19 protein-coding genes are annotated in these 20,045 nt (G+C 67.6%); 12 read left to right on the top strand and 7 right to left on the bottom strand.

The annotated features are described in order from the left end of the window. Position 1: 1 nt before the first annotated feature. Positions 2 to 499: a DUF427 domain-containing protein gene (locus ON062_RS12360; RefSeq protein ID WP_274647459.1), complete on the top strand. Its 498-nt coding sequence runs from the start codon at positions 2 to 4 to the stop codon at positions 497 to 499. Positions 500 to 505: 6 nt separating this feature from the next. On the opposite strand, the gene ON062_RS12365 is transcribed toward ON062_RS12360, so the two are convergent. Then, a complete protein-coding gene (locus ON062_RS12365; RefSeq protein ID WP_274647460.1) occupies positions 506 to 1,231 on the bottom strand; it encodes an aminoglycoside 3'-phosphotransferase in 726 nt (241 codons plus the stop codon). Positions 1,232 to 1,300: 69 nt separating this feature from the next. Between ON062_RS12365 and ON062_RS12370 the strand changes: the two genes are divergently transcribed. After that, positions 1,301 to 1,999: a Type 1 glutamine amidotransferase-like domain-containing protein gene (locus ON062_RS12370; protein ID WP_274647461.1), complete on the top strand. Its 699-nt coding sequence runs from the start codon at positions 1,301 to 1,303 to the stop codon at positions 1,997 to 1,999. Positions 2,000 to 2,012: 13 nt separating this feature from the next. Here the strand turns inward: ON062_RS12370 and ON062_RS12375 are convergent, their stop codons facing one another. Then, the gene (locus tag ON062_RS12375) at positions 2,013 to 2,537 is read right to left on the bottom strand and encodes a hypothetical protein (protein ID WP_274647462.1); all 525 of its coding nucleotides are present in this window, start codon (positions 2,535 to 2,537) and stop codon (positions 2,013 to 2,015) included. Between ON062_RS12375 and ON062_RS12380 the strand changes: the two genes are divergently transcribed. Both ON062_RS12380 and ON062_RS12385 read left to right on the top strand, forming a co-directional pair. Next, positions 2,536 to 3,513 (top strand): AbaSI family restriction endonuclease, encoded by a 978-nt coding sequence (locus ON062_RS12380; RefSeq protein ID WP_274647463.1) that lies wholly within the window; start codon positions 2,536 to 2,538, stop codon positions 3,511 to 3,513. The two genes, ON062_RS12375 and ON062_RS12380, sit on opposite strands and share 2 nt — an antisense overlap. A gap of 53 nt (positions 3,514 to 3,566) precedes the next feature. Then, positions 3,567 to 3,737: a hypothetical protein gene (locus tag ON062_RS12385; protein WP_274647464.1), complete on the top strand. Its 171-nt coding sequence runs from the start codon at positions 3,567 to 3,569 to the stop codon at positions 3,735 to 3,737. Between the two features lie 42 nt (positions 3,738 to 3,779). On the opposite strand, the gene ON062_RS12390 is transcribed toward ON062_RS12385, so the two are convergent. Together ON062_RS12390 and ON062_RS12395 are read right to left on the bottom strand one after the other, a co-directional pair. After that, complete coding sequence (locus ON062_RS12390; RefSeq protein ID WP_274647525.1) at positions 3,780 to 4,118, bottom strand: type II toxin-antitoxin system PemK/MazF family toxin; 339 nt, start codon at positions 4,116 to 4,118, stop codon at positions 3,780 to 3,782. Positions 4,119 to 4,120: 2 nt separating this feature from the next. Further along, positions 4,121 to 4,354, bottom strand: coding sequence for a hypothetical protein (locus ON062_RS12395; protein ID WP_274647465.1), 234 nt, complete (start codon positions 4,352 to 4,354; stop codon positions 4,121 to 4,123). A gap of 401 nt (positions 4,355 to 4,755) precedes the next feature. On the opposite strand from ON062_RS12395, the gene ON062_RS12400 reads away from it, so the two are divergent. Then, positions 4,756 to 7,770, top strand: a complete 3,015-nt coding sequence (locus tag ON062_RS12400) for a hypothetical protein (protein ID WP_274647466.1) — start codon at positions 4,756 to 4,758, stop codon at positions 7,768 to 7,770. Between the two features lie 119 nt (positions 7,771 to 7,889). Here the strand turns inward: ON062_RS12400 and ON062_RS12405 are convergent, their stop codons facing one another. After that, positions 7,890 to 8,276, bottom strand: coding sequence for a YccF domain-containing protein (locus ON062_RS12405; protein ID WP_274647467.1), 387 nt, complete (start codon positions 8,274 to 8,276; stop codon positions 7,890 to 7,892). 83 nt (positions 8,277 to 8,359) lie between these two features. On the opposite strand from ON062_RS12405, the gene ON062_RS12410 reads away from it, so the two are divergent. The 7 genes from ON062_RS12410 to ON062_RS12440 all read left to right on the top strand — a co-directional run bounded on the left by ON062_RS12410 (position 8,360) and on the right by ON062_RS12440 (position 17,767). Continuing rightward, on the top strand, positions 8,360 to 8,662 hold the full coding sequence (locus ON062_RS12410) for a ribbon-helix-helix protein, CopG family (protein ID WP_274647468.1): 303 nt from the start codon (positions 8,360 to 8,362) through the stop codon (positions 8,660 to 8,662). Continuing rightward, on the top strand, positions 8,659 to 9,084 hold the full coding sequence (locus ON062_RS12415) for a TA system VapC family ribonuclease toxin (RefSeq protein WP_274647469.1): 426 nt from the start codon (positions 8,659 to 8,661) through the stop codon (positions 9,082 to 9,084). The genes ON062_RS12410 and ON062_RS12415 overlap by 4 nt, the downstream gene beginning before the upstream one ends. Before the next feature lie 60 nt (positions 9,085 to 9,144). Continuing rightward, on the top strand, positions 9,145 to 11,631 hold the full coding sequence (locus ON062_RS12420; RefSeq protein WP_274647470.1) for an ATP-dependent helicase: 2,487 nt from the start codon (positions 9,145 to 9,147) through the stop codon (positions 11,629 to 11,631). 169 nt (positions 11,632 to 11,800) lie between these two features. Continuing rightward, positions 11,801 to 14,929, top strand: a complete 3,129-nt coding sequence (locus ON062_RS12425; RefSeq protein ID WP_274647471.1) for a carboxypeptidase regulatory-like domain-containing protein — start codon at positions 11,801 to 11,803, stop codon at positions 14,927 to 14,929. A gap of 59 nt (positions 14,930 to 14,988) precedes the next feature. Continuing rightward, the gene (locus ON062_RS12430; RefSeq protein WP_274647472.1) at positions 14,989 to 16,170 is read left to right on the top strand and encodes an SseB family protein; all 1,182 of its coding nucleotides are present in this window, start codon (positions 14,989 to 14,991) and stop codon (positions 16,168 to 16,170) included. A gap of 102 nt (positions 16,171 to 16,272) precedes the next feature. Next, a complete protein-coding gene (gene ligD, locus ON062_RS12435; protein ID WP_274647473.1) occupies positions 16,273 to 17,301 on the top strand; it encodes a non-homologous end-joining DNA ligase in 1,029 nt (342 codons plus the stop codon). Continuing rightward, positions 17,294 to 17,767, top strand: coding sequence for a nitroreductase family deazaflavin-dependent oxidoreductase (locus tag ON062_RS12440; protein WP_274647474.1), 474 nt, complete (start codon positions 17,294 to 17,296; stop codon positions 17,765 to 17,767). Before ligD ends, ON062_RS12440 begins: the two co-directional genes overlap by 8 nt. Positions 17,768 to 17,800: 33 nt before the next feature. Here ON062_RS12440 and ON062_RS12445 read toward each other — a convergent pair whose 3' ends face one another. Both ON062_RS12445 and ON062_RS12450 read right to left on the bottom strand, forming a co-directional pair. Continuing rightward, on the bottom strand, positions 17,801 to 18,844 hold the full coding sequence (locus tag ON062_RS12445; RefSeq protein ID WP_274647475.1) for an ATP-dependent DNA ligase: 1,044 nt from the start codon (positions 18,842 to 18,844) through the stop codon (positions 17,801 to 17,803). A gap of 40 nt (positions 18,845 to 18,884) precedes the next feature. After that, a complete protein-coding gene (locus tag ON062_RS12450) occupies positions 18,885 to 20,042 on the bottom strand; it encodes an AI-2E family transporter (RefSeq protein WP_274647476.1) in 1,158 nt (385 codons plus the stop codon). Between the last annotated feature and the right edge of the window lie 3 nt (positions 20,043 to 20,045).

A 20,045-nucleotide genomic window follows, 5' to 3' on the forward strand; every position in this document is an offset into this window, starting at 1 on the left:
CATGAAGCATCCGAATCCCGAACCGATCTCAGCCGGCGAAGAATCCGTGTGGGATTACCCGAGGCCGCCTCGCGTCGAGCACGTGGATCGCCGCGTGCGCATCACGCTCGGTGGCGAGGTGATCGTCGACACCACCGACGTCGTGCGCGTACTCGAGACGAGTCATCCGCCGGTGTACTACGTGCCCGCGAGTGCTTTCGTCGCGGGGGCGCTGACTCCGGGGCCCGGGGGATCGGCGTGCGAGTTCAAGGGAACGGCTCACTACTTCGACGTGCATGGCGGGGGCGAGACCCGTCCGCATGCGGCGTGGGGGTACCCGACCCCGCTGCCCGGTTATGAGGCCCTGCGCGATCGGGTCGCGGTGTACCCGGCGATGATGGATCGCTGCACCGTCGACGGCGTCGAAGTAACACCCCAACCCGGCCAGTTCTACGGGGGCTGGATCACGCCCGAGATTCGCGGGCCGTTCAAGGGCAGCCCCGGCACGATGGGGTGGTGACCGGCGTCACGTCGCATCCCACAGGGCGCGGTAATAGGCGATGCGCTCGGCATCGGGCGTAATTCCATAGGCGTCGTAGAGGGCGCCCTCCCAGCCCGGGCCGTAGTTCCACTCGGTGCTCCACGCGGCCACGGCGAGGTCGGCCCAGCGGTCGGCAACACCGAGCGCCCCGAAATCGACATGACCCACCCATCGCCCGTCGTCGCCGATGAGCGTGTTCGGGCTGCAGGCATCGCCGTGGCACACGACGAGTCGGTCGACGGGCGGTGCCTCGAGCAAGTGATCGGGGATTCGGATGCCACGCGTGGCCGCATTCGCGATGCGCGTGGCCGTGTTCCAGTCGAAGGGGCACTCTGCCACGGGGAGCGTGTCGTGCAGCGCGCGCAGCCCCTCGCCGACAGCCCGGACGGCCACGGCGGCGTCCTCGACCCAGCGCGGGGCGACCGCGGATTCGCCCGGGATGGTGGTCGTCACGAGCCACTCGTGCGTCTCGTCGTTGCCTTCGCTGACGATCTCGGGCACGGTGACCCACACTGCCGCCCACCGCAGCCGATCGGCCTCGGCCGTGAACGAGGTTTCGGCATGGCGCGGCCCGTACTTGATGTGACGGCCGTCAGAGGTGCGGAACGTCACCCCGCCCACGCCGTTGATCCACACCGGCTCGAGGTCCGCGCCGCGGGCAAGCTCGCGCACGCGCGCGGGAACCTCGACGGGGCTCAGCGGGATCGACACAGAGCCGAGGGTACCCGCCGCGTGTCCGAGCCCTCGAACGCGGCCGATCCGCTGCTATACCCTGGGCCGATGCGCATGCTTCTCACCTCGAACGGCATCGCCAACGACCTGATTCGTGACACGCTCGTCGACCTGCTCGGCAAGCCGCTGAGCGAATCCCGCGTCGTCGTGGTGATCGACGCGATTCTCGGATTTCCGGGCGACAGCTCGATGCTCGTGACGCACCTCGAAGGGTTGCGCGCGCTCGGGTGGGCCGAGTTCGACGTGGCATCGCTTTTCGCCGGCCCGCAGGCCTTGGTGGAGTCGCGGTTGCGCTCAGCCGACGTCATCCTCGGCTACGGCGGCAGCAACCTGTGGGCGGCACACACCTGGCACGCAACGGGCTTGGCACCGGTGTTAGCCGAGCTGCTCGAAGAGAAGGTGTACGTCGGGTGGAGTGCGGGATCGATGATCTTCGCTCGCCGCCTGGATCGGTGGCCCGCCGACTTCAACGACCAAGACGAGCTCGAGATGTTCGGGCTTGAGGATGCGGCGCCCGCCGTTGCACTCTTCGATTGGTTTTTCGCCGGGCATCTCGGTGCGGACTGGATGCCCGCACATGCCGAGCAGAACTTGTCGCAGGGCGCTCGCCGCTCGGGCCAAGACGTGTGGTTCGTCGACGACGACACGGCGCTGCTCATCCGCGACCCCGCAGCCGAGCCGACCGTCATCTCGTCAGGCCACTGGCGCCGCTACGGCCCCGACGGCTCGCTCATCGCGTCGGCCTGAGTCGTCGGGGGGATCAACCCATCCCAGGCGGGCCGTACAGTTCGCCCTCGGGCAGCTCGGGACAGGAAGCATCAGACGTCTGGGCCGCGACTTCTGCGCGCACCAAGATGCCATTGGGCGCGGTTGTGAGCGTGTAAACGATTCCCTCTTGAGCTCCGACTTCGGGGATAAACCCGAGCATCATCCCGTCGTAGTTCATGCTCTCGGGTCGATGCTCTCCCCAGACTGACATGAGGTCACCGGCGGGGTTCGCATCAATCCACTCGGCGGTCTCGCGGAGCGTGGCATCCGGCACGAGCCAGAATGCCTCCAGCTCGGCAACAGGCCCGCACGGCCAGCCCGTGTATGAGTTGAGCGCGGCCGCGTTCGGCGCAGCGTCGGTTGCGCCAGGTGGCAGAGAGACGTCGTCGAGCCAGGCATGGGCTTGCGCGCGCGCCTCCTCGTCGTTGCTTCCTGATTCGACGACGCGGGTGGGCGGCATACAGCACAGGCCGATGAGTAGGGTGTGACGATGATCGAGCGACAGGCGGAGCGGCATGACGAGTTCTGACGCGGGCGCATTGCAGCAGCCAAAGCGAAAGCGGTCGCCGCGCGTTGCTCCGTCCGAACTGGACTATTACGCACGGATGCTGCAGAAGATCCAGAACAAGAAGCACGAGGTGTACGCGATCAGCCGCATTCTGCATCGGCTGGACGACCCAGAGATTGAGCTGGTCACTCAACAGGCCGTCCACACGAGCGGGGGACTGGCGCTCCTTGACCTCTACCTTCCGCAGTTCGGACTTGCGGTCGAGGTGGACGAGTTGCACCACTTCTCGTCCGAGGGCAGGGAAGCTGACAAGGCGCGCGAGCAACGCGTCCTCGACCTCACATCACTAGAGTTCGTCAGGCTCGGGATCGGTTCCCTCAAGACGCGCGACGAGTTCCGCACCACGGTGGACGGCTTTATCGACGACGTCCGCCGGCGAAAGCGGACAGCCGTGTCCGCAGGCTCGTTTGCCCCCTTCTCGTACGGCTCCCGCCACGATCCGGAGCATTGGGTCGCCCGCGGGCAACTGACAATCGATGACGAGGCGCAGATGCAACGCATGCCCGACGTCACTCGGTTGTTCGGGTATCGGCACAAGCACTGGCAGCGAGCCACTCTGCGTCTCCGAGACGGTCGGCAGGTGTGGATGCCGTATCTCGCGCAAGAAGGTTCTCCTCGGCGAGCCGACTGGGACAACCGCCTTCTGGACGATGGGCGAACGATCGTTGAGCGCCGACTGGGTGATTGGGAAACAGGGGCATACGAAGACGTTGAGCGAATCGTCTTCGCCAAGTTCCGTGACCCCGTATTCGGTTCTGTCTACTACCGCTTCCTCGGGCGGTTCCGAATCAGCGCCCAGGAAGGCGACACGACTACGTTCACCCGCGTCGCGACAGAGGTCAGCTTCTCAGAGCTGGTTTCAGATCAGAGTCGCGTAGACAGCGGCGCCGCCGAAGATACCGACGATGAGAAGTCCCAAGCTTGACCACACGATAACGCGGGTCCAATCGGCATAGCGGCGCGAGCGGATGCCCGGGCATGCTGAGCGGATACTTATCGCAGGGCGCTCGCCGCTCGGGCCAAGGGGTGTGGTTCGTCGACGACGACTCGGCGCTGCTCATTCGCGACCCCGCGGCCGAGCCGATCGTTACTTGGTCGGGCCACTGGCGCCGCTGCGGCCCCGACGGCTCGCTCATCGCCTCGGCCTGAGCCCGCCCGTGCCCGTGGGCAACCCGCGTCGCTGCGCGGACCTCACAGATCGAGGAAGTCGCCGAGCCACATCCGCACCGCGCTGAGGCAGTCGACAGAGACGGTCCCAGCGACTCGATTGAGCCTGTCGCGTGAGAGCGTGCGTGGCTGCTCGGTCATGATCCACGAGGGGCGATCCAGGCCGCTCGGGCCATCCACGCGAACGTGATTCGGCCATCCTCGATCGGTCGTGGTGATCGGTAGCGCGATGACTAGTGTCGTGACGGCATCCAGATATCCGAGTGACGAGGCGATCAGGACCGGACGATGCCCGCCCTGCTCGCGGCCGCGCACGGGGGCGAGGGTTGCCCAGGCGACGGTGCCGGGCGCGAGTTCGAGCATCGTCACGACGCGTCAGTGAGCTCGGTGCGTTCCCATTCCGAGGCTTCCCGCGCATGCGACTCGACATCGGCCTTCGAAGCCTCGCTGATCGCCGACTTCAGAAGGTCGAGGCGTCTCCGTCGGTCCTCAGCATCGGCGAGGCGCGAGAGGTGCGCGCCGAGGGTGAGGCCGTCGCGCGCGGCCTGCGCCTTGAGCCTGTCGCGCAGTTCGTCACTGACCTTGATGGTCGTTGTCATACCCGGAGTATACCGACGTGGTAGTGCGTCAGGTCGACGGGAGTGTCGTCGTCCGCCCCAGGGAACGGCGCATCGTTGACGCAAGACTTGCCTGCGCGCCAGCTCCGCCCCCAGAGTCTGTCACCGGGCCGCGCAGATCCTGGGGGTGGAACAACTCCGCAGCGCTGGAGCCCGGCTCCGCCCCCAGAATCTGCTCCCCGCGCGCGCGGATTCTGGGGGTGGAACAACTCGACAGCGAGCCGGCGCGCTCCGCCCCCAAGATCGGTCGCCCGCACCCGCAGATGCTGGGGGCGGAGCATCAGGTGGCGTCGCGAGGGGCGCGGCGTCGTGCCGGGTGCACCCTGGCGGGAGCCCGCCACCGCCGATCCGAAGCATCCTCGCCGGGCCACTAGGCTCTATCCATGGCGCCGGCGACACGAAGAGGGATCTTCGCTGTCATCGCCGCGGTCATCCTCCTCGCTCTCGGCGCGGGGCTCGGCATCGTCGTTGGCGACGCGCTCGGCATTCGCACCGAGCCCGCCACGCAGATGCAGCCGGCCGCAGCCTCGGCACCGCCCGCGGCATCCGTCTCGCCGCCCCCGCAGATCACGGTCGAGAACGCGCCCGATTCGCCGCGCATCGCGGCCGCGATCGATGAGGTGATGGATGCCACGTCCGCCGTGGCGACCGAGGGTGTGGCATCCGTCACCCTCGCCCTGACCGGGGACGGTGAGAGCGACGCATATACGCTCACCGGAACCCCCGACGCCCTGCGCATCGAAGCCGAAGGCGAAGCCGGCGCCGCGCGCGGACTGTACGACATCGCCGCAGCGGTGCGCGCCGGCACTGACATCGCGGCGAACCTGGGCCAGACGGTGGCGTGGGAATTGCCGCTGCGCATCGTCGACATGGGCGCCGTCGCCGTCGAAGCCAACCCCGAAGAGTGGGAGCCCGGTACCAACTACTCCCACGTGTCGGAGGCGTTCCGAAACGCATACATTCCCGAAGCGCCATACGTCGACGACGCGGCGCTCGCCGCGGACTTCGAGGACTGGGACGCGTACCTGCGCCACACCGTCGCGCTGGGGTACAACGCCGTCGCGTGGTCGGGCTTCATCGAATACGCCACCTTCGCGAACGCGCCCGAGGGGCCCGTCTACGCCGACGATGACGAGCACGTCGCCCGCGCGCTCGCGCTGCGCGAAGCGTTCACGCCGTTCTGGGATCGCGCCGAAGAACTCGGCGTCACGATCTACCTCAAGAGCGACATGCTCGCCCTCACGCCCGAGCTCGATGCGTACTTCGCCGAGCACTACGGCGGCGCCGACACCGAGAATCCGCAGCTGTGGGAGGTCTACACCGCGGCGCTCGACGAGATCTACGCCGACGTGCCGGCGCTCGCGGGCCTCCTCATCCGCATCGGCGAGGGCGGGGCGATTTACGACCTGCCCGGCTGGGACTACTACTCGTCGCTGTCAGTGACGACGGTTGACGCGGTCCGCACGATGCTCACCGCCTTCACGGGTCATGCCGAAGCATCCGATCGCGAAATCATCTTCCGCACGTGGTCGGTCGGCATCGGCGATGTGGGCGACATGCACACCGACGTCGCCTCGTACGAGCAGGTGCTGGCCGGCATCGACTCGCCGGCGCTGATCGTGTCGACGAAGTACACGCTCGGCGACTACTACAGCTGGCTGCCGCTCAACAACACCCTCGAGCAGGGGGAACAGCGGCGCATCGTCGAGTTCCAGTCGCGGCGCGAGTTCGAGAACTTCGGTGCGTTCCCCAACGACCTGGGCACGCAGTACCAGTGGGCGATGCAGCAGCTTCTCACCGCGAACCCGAACATCGAGGGCGTGTGGGTCTGGACGCAGGACGGCGGGCCCTGGCGCGCGGGCCCGATGACCTTGTACCTCAAGGCCGGGTTCTGGCAGTTGTACGAGCTCGACACGATGCTCGGCGCGGCGATCGCGCGCGACCCTGAGACCGATGTTGCCGGGGTCACCACCGCGTGGGCGCGCCAGTACTTCAGCGACGACCCCGAGACGGTCGCGGCGATCGTGTCGGCGATGACGCACTCGCGTGAGGCGATCGAGCAGGGGCTGTACATCCAGCCCTTCGCTGATCAGCGGGTCTTCGCGATCGGGCTCGAACCGCCGCCCATGATGTGGATCTTCGAGTGGGACATCCTCACCGGCGACTCGGCCGTCCTCAACGTGCTGTACGCGATCACGCGCGACTCAGAGATCGGCGTCGATGGCGCGATCGCGCTCGGGCACACCGCGGTCGAGTCGGCGCAGGCGATGCGCGACGAGATCACGGCGACGGATGCCACGACCTGGCGCGACCGCGAGATGTACGACGCGTTCGTCGACACGCTCGACTACGAGATCGACACCCTGCAGATGCTCGCGTCGTACCGCGAGATGGTGCTGCGTCAGGCGCAGCGGCACGACACTTTCACGGCCGAGTCCCACGACCAGTGGCAGGAGGCGCGCGACCAGTTCGTCGAGCGCGCGGATGCCCACGTCGCCGCCTACCAGGGCAACGTCGACTACCCGGCGTACAACGTGATCGCTGCCGAGCAGAACGTGCAGCGCGCCGACCGCGACCTCACGATGTCGTGGCTCGCTCGCATCTTGTTGGTTCTCGCGCTCGCATGGGCGTTCATCGGCATGCTGGCCGCGCGCACGCGGTTGGTGCGCCGGCCCGGGGCAGCGGCCGCGCGGGCGTCGTGGCTCGCCTCGACCCGGCCGTGGCGCGCACGAGAGTCGACCCTCGGGATGCTCCCGCTGGACCGCTGGCTGATGATCGGCGTGCCGGCCGGCCTCTTGGTGGCCACACGCCTGGTGCAGACGTCGTTCCTCGCGTGGTCGCATGCCCTCACGGTGCTGGCCGCGTGGCTGATCTTCACCCTGGTGGTGCGCATCCTGGTGGGGCGCCGCTCGCCGTGGCCGGTCATCGCCGCCGTCGGCGGTGCGGTGGTGTTCCGCTGCGTGTGGGTGCTCTTCGCGCTGTCGTTCACGGGCCCCGGCGGCTACTGGTTCGCGTTCTGGACCGACCCGCTGCTGCGCGTGATCTACATCACGGTCGCTTTCGCCCTGTTCGCGTGGGTGTTCGTGGTGGCCGGGTGGTCACTTGCCGCGCAGCTGGGCGGCCGGCGGGCGACGGGCATCGTCGTGACCGCGGTCGGCGCGGCGCTGCTGATCCCCGCCGCGGTGATCGCGAGCTTCGGGCTCGAGACGGCACTCACGGTGTGGAACGACGAAATGGGTCTGTTGCCGTGGGGGATGGCTCGCATCCTCGGCATCACGACGTTCCTCGAGATTCCGCTCGCGACGGCGTGGTACGCCGCCGGACTCGGCGCGGCGCTCGTCGTGGTGGGTCTGCTGCTGTCGATCCGCCGACGCGGCGACGCTCCCGCGACGATGTAATCAGCCGGCGTCAGGCGGGCACGCGCTCGCCTGCGCGCACCGGCACGCTCCAGCGGTTGCCCACCGGAGGCAGCGGGCACACGCGATGCGGCCGTCGCGCGGCGGGCGCGGCATCCGATTCAGACGCGAACCGAGTCGCTCGGGACGATCTCTTTGCCGAGCGGCATGAGCGAAACCGGAACCATCTTGAAGCTCGCGATCCCGAGCGGGATGCCGATGATCGTGAGGCACATCGCGATGCCCGTGGTGATGTGCCCGATCGCCAGCCAGATGCCGGCGAAGATGACCCAGATGACGTTCCCGAGGAACGAGCCAACGCCCGCGCCGGGCTTGTCGACGATCGTCTGGCCGAACGGCCACAGGGCGTAGACCCCGATGCGGAACGATGCGATGCCCCACGGGATCGTGATGATCAGGATGCACAGCAGCACGCCAGCGGCCATGTAGGCGAGGAACATCCAGAACCCCGACAGGACGAGCCAGATGATGTTGAGGATCGTGCGCACCCGTCCATGGTGACCCATCGCGGCTGGGAACGCCCCGCGAGGTGGGATGACATATTGACATATGGCAGCGTATGCTTCGGCATATGCGCACGACAGTGATTCTTCCGGACGAGCTCTACCGCCAAGTGAAGGAAGCGGCGCGGGCGCGCGGTCGCACGGTGACGTCGTTCATGGAAGAAGCGTTGCAGCGTGAACTCGCACGCCGGGACTCGTCGCTCGGCCCGGTGGATGTGCACCTCGCTCCACCCAGTGGATCGCGCGATTCGCGGCCGCTCGTTGATCTCACCGATAAGGAGGCCGTGTGGGCGGCGCTCGATGAGGGTGACTTCGCGGTACAGCAGATTCGTGCTTCTCACGCAGCCGACCGCCACGCGAGTGAGCGATGAAGATCCCGGACGTGAACGTGCTGGTGGCCGCTTTCAGGCTCGAGCATTCCGCACACGACGTGTCCCGGGCCTGGCTGCGCGAGACGCTCGAGTCGGGTGAGACGATCGGCTTGTCGAGCCTCGCGGCGACGGGCGCTGTGCGCGTGCTCACCAACCGCCGGATCTGGCCGGTGCCAGACTCGCTCGAGACGGCGCTCGGTCATATCGACGCGCTGCGACAGAATGCGTCGGTGATCGACGTCCAGCCCGGGCGACGCCACTGGGAACTGTTCGCGCAACTGAGTCGGGATGCGGATGCACGGGGCAACCTCGTCGCCGATGCGGCGCACGCGGCGATCGCCGTCGAGCACGGAGCGACGGTCGTGTCGTTCGATCGCGACTTCGCCCGGTTCCCGGGGCTTCGATGGGAACTGCCCGCTTAGGCGCGGCATCCGAGACCCGGCGCCGCCCGTGTCGGAGGCCCGACCTACAATTGGACGGTTATGACCGACGCCTCTGCCTCCACGCCAATGATCATCACCGGCCAGGGGGACGGGGCGCGCTCCGACGATGACCTGCTCGCTGGGCTCAACCCGCAGCAGCGTGAAGCCGTCACCTATCGCGGGCAGGCCCTGCTCATCGTCGCCGGTGCCGGATCGGGCAAGACGAGCGTGCTCACGCGACGCGTGGCATCCCTTCTTCGCACGCGCGAAGCGTGGCCGAGCCAGATCCTCGCGATCACGTTCACCAATAAGGCCGCCGGTGAGATGCGCGAGCGCGTCGAACAGTTGGTCGGCGAGTCGGCGCGCGGCATGTGGATCTCGACGTTCCACTCGGCGTGCGTGCGCATTCTGCGCCGCGAGGCCGAGCAGTTCGGTTTCACCAAGGCGTTCACGATCTACGACTCGGGCGACTCGCGTGCGCTGCTCAAGCGCCTGGTGAAAGAGCACGAAGCCGACGCGTACGGACTCACGCCCGCCGCCACCCAGAGCCGCATCTCGAAGCTCAAGAACGAACTCGCGGACGCTGAGTCGTACGCGCGGCAGGCGAACATGAGCGACCCCGCCGAGCGCGTGTTCGTCGAGCTGTTCGCCGCCTACCAGCGCGAACTGCAGCGCGCCAACGCGTTCGACTTCGACGACCTCATCGGTCAGACCGTCTACCTGTTCCGCGCGTTCCCGCACATCGCCGACGTCTACCGCCGCCGATTCCGCCACATCCTCGTTGACGAGTATCAGGACACCAACCACGCGCAGTATGCGCTGATCCACGAGCTCACTCGACCCGTGGGATCGGATGCCGCGCCCACCGCGCACTCGAGCGGCATGATGATCTTCGAACCCGAGCCGGCCGCCGACGACCCGGCCACGCAGGGTGCCTCGCTGACCGTGGTCGGCGACTCGGATCAGTCGATCTACGCGTTCCGCGGCGCCGACATCCGCAACATCAGCGAGTTCGAGCGCGACTACCCGGGTGCGAAGGTCGTGCTGCTCGAGCAGAACTACCGGTCGACGCAGAACATCCTCTCTGCCGCCAACGCGGTGATCAGTCACAACTTCGACCGCAAAGACAAGAAGCTGTGGACCGACGTCGGTGCCGGCGAGCAGATCATCGGCTTCACCGGCTACTCGCAGCACGACGAGGCGCAGTTCGTCGCTGACGAGATCGAGCGGCTGCACCGCGACGGGCACGCGTACTCCGAGATGGCGGTGTTCTACCGCACCAACTCGCAGTCCCGTGCGCTGGAAGAGATCTTCATCCGCTCGGCTCTGCCGTACAAGATCATGGGCGGCACGAAGTTCTACGACCGCGCCGAGATCAAGGACGCGATGGCCTACCTCGTCGCGGTGGCGAACCCCGCCGACGAAATGGCGCTGCGCCGCATCATCAACCGGCCTCGACGCGGCATCGGCGACGTGACCATCGAGACCATCGCGCGGTACGCGGCCGAGGAGCAGATCACGTTCCGCGACGCGCTCGCAAACCCCTCGGCCCTCGGCGTCGGACCCAAGATCCAGAAGGCGATCGCCAACCTCGACCAGGTGCTGGTCGAAGCGGCCGCGATCATGCTCCCTGCCTCGGGCGAACTCGCGCCCCCGACGGCCGTGGCCGAGGGTTTGCAGTTGCTGCTCGCCAAGAGCGGATACACCGAAGCGCTGCGGGCGACGAAGGACGCGCAAGACGAGGCGCGCATCGAGAACCTCGACGAACTCGTGGCGGTCGCGCGCGAGTTCGCACGCAACAACCCCGAGGGCACTGTCGTGGACTTCCTCGCCGAAGTCGCGCTGGTCGCCGACACCGACGACCTCGATGACGAGTCGGGAACCGTGTCGCTCATGACGCTGCACACGGCGAAGGGCCTGGAGTATGACGCCGTATTCGTCACGGGCGTCGAAGAAGACTTGATCCCGCATCGTATTTCGGCGGGCGAACCCGGTGGTCCGCAGGAAGAGCGGCGCCTGTTCTATGTCGGCATCACACGCGCGCGCAAGCGGCTCTACCTGTCGCTGGCCATGACCCGCGCGCAGTTCGGCGAGGTCACCGTCGCCATGCCCAGCCGCTTCTTGCAAGAGATCCCGGCCGATCTACTCCACTGGCGGCAGTCGCCCGGTGACGTGAACTCGCGCGGAGGCACCCAGTCGCGGGCGCTGAACGCGCGCCGGCCCGGGGGCGGGTTCGGCGGATCGGGATCGGGCGGCTTCGGTGGGTCGCGCTCGGGCCGCTACGGCGACGATCTGGTGCCACTCGGTAAGCGCGAGCCGCGCGCCGGGGGAGGCATCGAGAAGTTCGCCAACCGCATCCCGGCGAAGGTGCGCGACAACGGCGATATGGAACTCGGACCGGGCGACCGCATTCGCCACGAAGACTTCGGCGAAGGTCGCGTCGACGCCATCACCGGCGAGGGTGCGAAGCGCATCGCGCACGTACGATTCGACAGCGCCGGCCCCAAGAAGTTGCTCGTCAAAATCGCGCCGATCGAGAAGCTCTGACCGGTCGCGCGGAAGCGTAACTCGTGCGCTCCAAAAAGTGGTGCGGATCAGGCCGCATCAGGGGCTATCTTTAGATCACTGCACACCTCCCCAGCCAAGTGATCGACGAGTTCGCGACACGCAACGTCGCGGGAGTAGCATCCACTCGTCGTATGGCTGGGGAGCACCTGTGACCACCACTGTTTCCGCGCACCGCACGCGCATCATCGCCGTTCTTACGGTGCTCGCCGTCGTCTTCTCGGCCTTCGGCACCGTCGCCACATCGAGCCCCGCGCGCGCCGCCGAGACCGGCTCTGTCTCAGGCATCGTGACCGGGCCGACCGGGCTGCCGATGGCAGAGGTCGAGGTTCGCGTGCACCGCATACAGATGGTCGACGGCACCCGGTACTGGAGGTACGTTGACGAAACCACGACCGACGCGCTCGGTGTCTACACGTTCGTCGGCCTCGCGCCCGACGCCTACACCCTTGAAGTCTTGACGAGCACGGGCGAGCTGCGAGCCGACGGCCAGGTGATCGGGGAGTGGTGGCACGATCAGCCCGACGAGCGCTCCGCCACAGCCTTCGAAATCGCCGAGGGCGACACGCTCATCGACATGAACTTTCAGGTCGACGTCAAGGCGACCGTGTCGGGCCGTGTCACGGACCCGGACGGATCCGGAGTGACGCTGGCCAGCGTCTCGCTCATGCGGTGGACCGAGGTTGACGGCGACGGCTACTGGGATGCGGTCTCGACCGGCAACGCTGACAACAACGGCAACTACACAGCGATGGCCTCGCAAGCCGGTCGGTACACGCTGCGTGTGGAGACGTCGCGCTCGAGCGGCATGCTCGGCGCGTGGTGGGGCGGCGCAGCATCGGCCGAGTCGGCGACCACGTTCGATCTCGAGCCGGGTGACGTCCTCAGCGACATGGACATCGCACTCGACGCCGGCGGCGTGATCGAGGGCACGGTCACACGCGCCGATACGGGTGCGCCGGTGCCTACGGTCTTCGTTCGGCTGAGCAAGCTGGTGACGCACTCGACCGGATCATCATGGCAGGCGATCAGCCCGCCCGAGGTGACCGGCCAGTCCGGAACGTTCCGCGCCATCGGCCTCGAGACCGGCACCTACCGGGTCGAGTTCGACCCGCACAATCCGTATCTGCTGGGGCAGTGGTGGCCGGATGCCGCAGCCGCCGCAGACGCACAGGTAATCGATGTCGTAGCCGGGGAGACGACCTCCTCCATCGACGCGGCGCTCGCCGTCGGTGCTTCGATCTCGGGCACGGTGTCGCACACCGGCGGTGGCGCGCACGCGTATGGCTCAGTTGATCTGTACCGCTGGGCGGACGAGCCGCAGGCGCGCTGGGTATCTGCGAGCAGCACGATGAGCGATCAGAACGGTCACTACGCGTTCGTCGGCCTGCGCGAAGGCACGTACACCCTGCGCTTCTTGGCCGGGCAGACCGGACTGCCGAGCGAATGGTGGAACAACCAGCGCGGTGCCGAATCGGCGCAGGCGCTTGTCGTCGAGCCGGGCGAGGCCGTCACCGATATCGACGCAGAACTCGGCTACGCCGACGCCCTCGTCTCGGCTGAGCCGACGATCGATGGTTCGCTCGTCGTCGGGCAGATCGTCACCGCGCAGCCCGGCGACTGGGCCGAAGGCACGTCGTTCACGTACCAGTGGGCAGCCGATGGCGTGCCGCTCGAGGGCGAAACCTCGGCGACGTTGACCATCACCCAGGCCCTCACCGCGCAGCGCGTAAGCGTCGCGGTGACCGGAACGAAGCTCGGCTACACCCCCGTGACGCGGGAATCCGCGGCATCCGTCCCTGTCTCCGGTGGTGCTCTCGCCACGACCGTGCCGACCATCGCGGGGACCGTGGCCGTCGGCTCGGTCCTCACCGCAGGAGTGAGCGGGTGGACACCCGACACGACGTTCACGTATCGCTGGCTCGCCGATGGTGCGACCATCAGCGGCGCGACGTCGTCGAAGCTCACGCTCACGAGCGCCCTGCAGGGCAAGCGGATCTCGGTCGCCGTGACGGGGCAGCGCGAGTTCTATGTGTCGGCGTCGAAGACGTCCGCCCAGACCGCGAGAGTGATCCTCGCAGGCACGCCCACCGTGAGCGGCAGCGCGATCGTCGGCTCGACGCTCACCGCGAAGGCGGGGACGTGGACGAGCAGCACGGCGCTGAAGTACCAGTGGTACGGCAACGGCTCCGCGATCAGTGGGGCAACGGCATCCACCTACAAGATCTCGAGCTACCGCAGCGGGCAGAAGATCACTGTCGCGGTGACCGGCAGCAAGAGCGGCTACGCGACCGTCACGAAGTCGTCGGCATCCACGTCGTACGTCATGCGCCCCTCGACGCCTACGATCTCGGGCACTCTCGCCTACGGCTCGACCGTCACAGCAAAGCCGAACACCTGGACGACCGGCACCACGTTCTCGTACCAGTGGTACGCCAACGGTGTGGCGATCTCGGGCGCGACGAAGTCGACCTTCAAGATCGGGTCGAGCCAGAAGGCGAAGCAGCTGTCGGTCAAGGTGACGGGGCGCAAGTCCGGGCATCCGACCGTCGCAAAGACCTCGGCCAAGTCCGCGAAGGTCGCCACGGCCGCTACTCCCACCATCTCGGGTACCCGGGCCGTTGGGTACACGCTGACCGCGAATCGCGGCACCTGGACGAGCTCGACGACGTTCTCGTACCAGTGGTACGCGAACGGCACCGCGATCTCGGGCGCGACGAAGTCAACGCTGAAGCTGGGATCGAGCCAGGCAAGCAAGCAGATCACCGTCAAGGTGACCGGCCGGAAGTCGGGCTACGCGACCGTGGCGAAGACCTCGAGTGCGACCACGCGTGTCATGAAGCCGGGCACGCCGTCGATCTCGGGATCGCCCACCGTGACGCGCACGCTCACTGCGCAGACCGGCTCGTGGACGACGGGCACGACGTTCCGCTACCAGTGGTACGTCGGCAGCACCGCGATTTCGGGCGCCACGAAGTCGACGCTCAAGGTCTCGTCGTCGTGGGCGGGCAAGACGATCAAGGTGAAGGTGACCGGCTCGCGTTCGGGGTACCAGACAGCTTCGAAGCTGTCGGCCGCAACGAGAACCGTGGGCTACCCGAGTGTGACGGCACCGTCCAGCGAGTGGAACTGCCCGTCGTGGGCGCCGATCAAGGGCAACGCAGACTCGATGATCTACCACCTAAAGGGCCAGCGCTACTACAACGCCACCAAGCCGGAGGAGTGCTTCCGCACCGAGACGGCGGCCGTCAATGCGGGGTACCGCAAGGCCAAGGTCTGACCCACCTGCCCGCACCCACTGCGATGCGGGCAGCTGCGACGAACGCGTAGGCTCGGAACATGGCTCTCTTCTCTCGCCGCTCCAAAGACGCTGACGACCAGACGCCCGCTGAGGTGTCGGATGCCGACACCGCCGTGGCGAACGGTGCAGACGCTGTGACGCCAGACACCGGCGCGGAAGCCACCGGCGCGGAAGCCACCGGCGCGGAGGGCGCAGACACGGAGAGCGCGGACGCCAACGCGAGTGCGGACGCTGTGGATGCAGCGGAGGTGTCGGCCGCAGCATCCGTGGGCATCTCGATGTCGTCGTTCGGCGGGTTCGGTTCGACCAGCGCGCCGGCAGTACCAGCGGCACAGGCCACGCCGACGCCCGGGCCCGGGCAACACGTCGCCAAGCCCCCGGCACCCGAGACTGCACCCGCGCAGACCGAGACGATCCCCGGGCTGCGCGACAACGTCTTGGTGCGCGCGGCGCTCGCCGATGTGAGTGCCCCCGCACAGTCGGCTGAGGTGCTGAATGTTGTCCGTCAGATGCTGCAGGGGCACCTGTTCTTGCGCGTCAAGGGTGACGCCCGCGCGCTGATCGCCGAGGGCAAGCCGCTGCCGCTGGCGATGGCGACACTCGGCGAGAAGAACTACGCCCTCGCGTACTCGAGCGGCGCCGCCCTGCAGGAGAGCGTCAAGGCCGACGGCGATACCGGCACATCGGCGATGGGCCAGCCCGTGCTCGCCGTGATCCGTCACGTGCTCGCCGGAACCTACGCCGGGCTCATCATCGACCACGCGTCTGGCCAGGCTCGCGTCACGCTCCCGCGTGACCTGCTCGAGAAGGTCACGGAGCAGCTCGACGAAAAGATGACCATCAAGTCGCTGCTCGCCGCGCCGCGCACCGACGAGACCGCGCCCGCCGTGGCGGCGGCGCTCGGCACGGTGCCGCTGTGGGTCGCGATCGGCAAGACTGCCGACGATCGCCCCGGTGTCGCCGAGGGTCGCGCCGCGGATGGCTCGCGCTATCTCGAGGTGTACTCGCACCCGCTCGAAGTCGCCGCGGTCGGTCGCGGCGATCGCTCGGCACCCATCACCGGTGAGCAACTGGCGGCGGCCCTGAACGGCGACGAGGGCCTCAGTGGTGTCGTCGTCGACCCCGCCGGCCCGTGGATCCGTCTGTCACGCGAGCAGCTCGCTCCGCTGCTAGGTGGTTCGGCCGAGGCAGGCAGCGACGACGCGGACGCAGAGGGCTGACGCCGGGCGCTCGCACCGAGGACGTGCGGCGCGGTGGGTCCCGTTGACGCGCGTGCCCCGCGAGGGGGTGCACGCGTCGGTGGTGACCAGTACGGTCGGAGCATGGCCTCAGAGCGCATCTCGTTGACCGTCCCGGGACCGGACGGCGACCGCACCGTGGGGCTGTCGAGCCCCAACCGCGTGCTGTGGCCAGACCTCGGGATCACCAAGCACGAGCTGGCCGAGTACATCCTCGCCGTCCGTACGCCGTTTTTGGCTGCCAACGGCGACCGCCCGGTCTCGCTCGAGCGGTTCCCTGAGGGGGTGGACGGCGAACGGTTCTATTCGAAGAACCCGCCCAAGGGTGCTCCGGGGTTCATCGAGGCCGTCACCGTGACCTACAACAGCGGGCGGCGGCATCCGCAACTCGTGCTCACCGAACCCGCCTCGGCGGTGTGGGCCGTGCAGATGAACACGGTCGTCTTCCATCCGTGGGCATCGCTGAGCGCGAACACCGACAACCCGGTCGAGTTGCGCATCGATCTCGACCCGCAGCCGGGAACGGATTTCTCGGATGCCGCGGCCGTCGCGCCCGCTCTTCGTGACGTCCTCGCCGAGGCGGGGCTGGAGGCATGGGTGAAGACGAGCGGCAATCGCGGCATCCATCTCTTCTGCCCGATCGAGCCGACCCACGAGTTCCTCGACGTACGCCACGCCGTCATCGCCGCCGGACGCGAGCTCGAGAGACGGATGCCGGACAAAGTCACCATGAACTGGTGGAAGGAAGAGCGCGGGGAGCGCGTATTCATCGACTTCAACCAGGCCAACCGCGACCGAACGATGGCTGGCGCCTACAGCCCACGCGCGCTGCCCGGTGCGACGGTCTCGACACCCGTGACGTGGGACGAGCTCGCCGCGGGAGTCGACCCGGCAGCGTTCACCGTGCGGACGGTGCCCGATCGTCTCGCCGACGTCGGTGACCCGTGGGCTGACCTGCTCGCATCACCCGGCCGCATCGACACGCTCCTGGAATGGTGGCAGCGAGACCTCGACGACGGACTCGGCGAGCTGCCGTTCCCGCCCGAGTTTCCCAAAATGCCGGGGGAGCCCCCTCGCGTGCAACCAAGCAGAGCGAAGAAGGCTGATGACTGAGAACGCGATGACTGATTTCGCCGCCAGGATGCTTCGCGTGCGCTGGCTGGTGCGTGCACCCATCGCGCTGTATCGTGCCGGGCTCGGATGGATGCTGGGCTCGCGGTTCGTGATGATCGAGCACCAGGGGCGGAGCACCGGTGAGGCGCGCTTCGTGGTCGTCGAGGTCATCGACCGTGACCGGAATGCCATTCGTGTGGCATCCGGATTCGGCACTCATGCCCAGTGGTACCGCAACCTGCAGGCGAACGGTGTCGCCTACCTCAGCACGGGCCGTGCCCGACGAGTCAAGGCGGGCGTGAACCTGCTGGACGAGGCCGAATCGCGCGCCGTGCTCGCGCGATACGCGGCGGCGCATCCCGACGCGTGGGCGACGCTCGAGCCGGTGATGGGCGAGCTGTCCGAGGAGTCATACCCGTCCGTGGTGGAGTTCGTCCCGCCGGAGGGTTGGCGGTCGCGAGCCTGACAGGAGGAGTCGCGCGGGGGGCGTGAGCCGCACTCAGACGAGGACGTCAGCCAGATCGTACGCAGACACCCGGTCGAGCTGCTCGTACGTGCACGAGCGTGCGTCGCGGTCGGGCCGCCAGCGCTCGAACTGCACCGTGTGGCGGAAGCGATGCCCCTCCAGTTGGTCGTAGCGCACTTCGAGGACGCGCTCGGGGCGCAGCGCGACGAACGACACATCCTTCGAGCCGGTGAAGCGCGAGCGCTCGCCTTCGCCCGTGGTCGGCCGGCCCTCGGCATCCCGATCCACCAGAGGCTCGAGATCGTCGATCAGTTCGAGGCGCTTTTTGTCGGTCCACGCGGCGACACCGCCGACCTGAACCAGCGTGCCATCTTCCGAGTACAAGCCGACGAGCAGTGACCCGACGCCCTGCCCTGATTTGTGGATGCGGTAGCCGAGCGCGACCACGTCCGCCGTGCGGGCATGTTTGATCTTCAGCATCGTGCGTTTGCCGGGCGCGTACGGCTGTGCGAGGGGCTTCGCCACCACACCATCGAGACCCGCACCCTCGAACTGCTCGAGCCACCCGGTCGCCACCGCCGGGTCATCCGTGGTGCGCGTCACGTGCATCGGGTGCGGCACATCGCCGAGCAGATCGACGAGCTCTGCGCGCCGGGCCTCGAACGGCTCGCCCTGCAGATCACGCTCGCCCCGGGCGAGCAGGTCGAACGCGATGAACATGGCTGGCGTCTGTTCGCTCAGCAGAGCGACCCGCGATGCGGCCGGGTGGATGCGCTGGCTCAGTGCCTCCCAATCAAGCTTTTGCGCACCGGGCTCACCGGTGGGCACAACGATCTCGCCGTCGATCAGGCACGGTTCGGGCAGGAGGCGCGAGAACGCCTCGACGAGCTCGGGAAAGTACCGGGTGAGGGGCTTCGCGCCGCGGCTACCGATCTCGATGCTCTCGCCATCCCACGCGATGAGACCGCGAAATCCGTCCCATTTCGGTTCGAAGCTCAGCCCGCCGGTCGTCTTCGTCGGGTCGGGAACGCGCGGGACCGACTTTGCCAGCATGGGCGCGGGGATGTCGTACGGCATGGCTCCATCCTGCCGCGCCGATCGCTCGCGCGGCAGAGGGTCAGGTGAGTTCGGCTTCTCGCCGTTTCGGTCGCGCCCACACCGCGGGCTTGTTGTCGCCGTCCCACACTTGGATGATGCCCCACACGGTCGCCGCGACCGGAACCGCGAGCACCGCGCCGAGGACTCCGCCGATGATCGTGCCGGCGGTCAGGGCGACCAACACCACGAAGGCATGCAGCTTCATCGATCGGGCCATCACGACCGGCTGGAGGAAGTTGCCCTCGAGTTGCTGCACCAACAGGATCACCGCGAGTACGAGGAGCGCATTGATCCAGTCGTTAGCGACGAGCGCAACGAGCACCGCGAGTGTGCCGGCGATCGTCGCGCCGACGATGGGGATGAACGCGAGGAGGAACACCAGCACGGCGAGCGGGATGGCGAGGGGAACGTCGAGGATCAGCAGGCCGATCAGAATGCCGATCGCGTCCACGAGGGCGATCGTTGCCGTGCCGCGAATGTACGACCCGAGTGTGATGACGGTCTTTGTTCCGATGCGACGCGCCCGCTGGTAGTGCTCGCCGTGGAAGGGGCGCAGCAGGAACTCCCACATGCGCGGGCCATCCTTCAGAAAGAAGAACAGCACCACAACCATGAGCACGAATCCGGTCAAGAAGCTCGCGACGGCGCTGACGCCGGCCACCGCGCTCGAACCGAACTGTGCGCTGGTGATGTAGCCGAGGATCTGGTCGCCCCACTCGTGCAACTGCGTGTCGGTGGGCGCGAAGGGCAACGTGTTGACCCAGTCGAGAAGTTGGCGGAAGCCCTCAACCGCCTGCGTGTAGAGCTCATCCCACTGGTCGCGCACTGCCCACACGATGAGCCAGCCGACACCCGTGAGCAGGCCAACCGCGGTGAGGAGCGCGATGATGGTGGCAAGCAACGCGGGCACGCCACGCTCGCGCATCCACTTCATCGCCGGCGCGAAGGCCGCGGCGAGGATGAGCGCGATCGACAGCGGAATAGTCACGAGCGTCAGTGACTGCACGGCCCACGCGATGCCGGCGACGACGATCACGATGATGATCACCTGCAGCGAGCGGGTCGCGAAGCGCCCGAGACCGTCGCTCCACAGGCGTGATGGCGAGTGCGGCGGGACCAGTTCGGCGCCGGTCAGGTCAAGGCGCACGGCCTTCGGAGTGCTGCGGAAGAGACCCATGAC

It is taken from the genome of Microbacterium sp. C7(2022), from assembly GCF_028823665.1.
Lineage (GTDB): Bacteria > Actinomycetota > Actinomycetes > Actinomycetales > Microbacteriaceae > Microbacterium.

Excerpts from the sequence above, each read along its gene's own strand:
- ON062_RS12410 (WP_274647468.1), top strand. The coding sequence starts at position 8,360 with ATGCGCACGACAGTGATTCTTCCGGACGAGCTCTACCGCCAAGTGAAG.
- ON062_RS12370 (WP_274647461.1), top strand. The coding sequence starts at position 1,301 with ATGCGCATGCTTCTCACCTCGAACGGCATCGCCAACGACCTGATTCGT.
- ON062_RS12445 (WP_274647475.1), bottom strand. The coding sequence starts at position 18,844 with ATGCCGTACGACATCCCCGCGCCCATGCTGGCAAAGTCGGTCCCGCGC.
- ON062_RS12390 (WP_274647525.1), bottom strand. The coding sequence starts at position 4,118 with ATGCTCGAACTCGCGCCCGGCACCGTCGCCTGGGCAACCCTCGCCCCC.
- ON062_RS12420 (WP_274647470.1), top strand. The coding sequence starts at position 9,145 with ATGACCGACGCCTCTGCCTCCACGCCAATGATCATCACCGGCCAGGGG.
- ON062_RS12360 (WP_274647459.1), top strand. The coding sequence starts at position 2 with ATGAAGCATCCGAATCCCGAACCGATCTCAGCCGGCGAAGAATCCGTG.
- ON062_RS12395 (WP_274647465.1), bottom strand. The coding sequence starts at position 4,354 with ATGACAACGACCATCAAGGTCAGTGACGAACTGCGCGACAGGCTCAAG.
- ON062_RS12430 (WP_274647472.1), top strand. The coding sequence starts at position 14,989 with ATGGCTCTCTTCTCTCGCCGCTCCAAAGACGCTGACGACCAGACGCCC.
- ON062_RS12450 (WP_274647476.1), bottom strand. The coding sequence starts at position 20,042 with ATGGGTCTCTTCCGCAGCACTCCGAAGGCCGTGCGCCTTGACCTGACC.
- ON062_RS12415 (WP_274647469.1), top strand. The coding sequence starts at position 8,659 with ATGAAGATCCCGGACGTGAACGTGCTGGTGGCCGCTTTCAGGCTCGAG.
- ON062_RS12375 (WP_274647462.1), bottom strand. The coding sequence starts at position 2,537 with ATGCCGCTCCGCCTGTCGCTCGATCATCGTCACACCCTACTCATCGGC.
- ligD (WP_274647473.1), top strand. The coding sequence starts at position 16,273 with ATGGCCTCAGAGCGCATCTCGTTGACCGTCCCGGGACCGGACGGCGAC.
- ON062_RS12380 (WP_274647463.1), top strand. The coding sequence starts at position 2,536 with ATGACGAGTTCTGACGCGGGCGCATTGCAGCAGCCAAAGCGAAAGCGG.
- ON062_RS12440 (WP_274647474.1), top strand. The coding sequence starts at position 17,294 with ATGACTGAGAACGCGATGACTGATTTCGCCGCCAGGATGCTTCGCGTG.
- ON062_RS12385 (WP_274647464.1), top strand. The coding sequence starts at position 3,567 with ATGCTGAGCGGATACTTATCGCAGGGCGCTCGCCGCTCGGGCCAAGGG.
- ON062_RS12400 (WP_274647466.1), top strand. The coding sequence starts at position 4,756 with ATGGCGCCGGCGACACGAAGAGGGATCTTCGCTGTCATCGCCGCGGTC.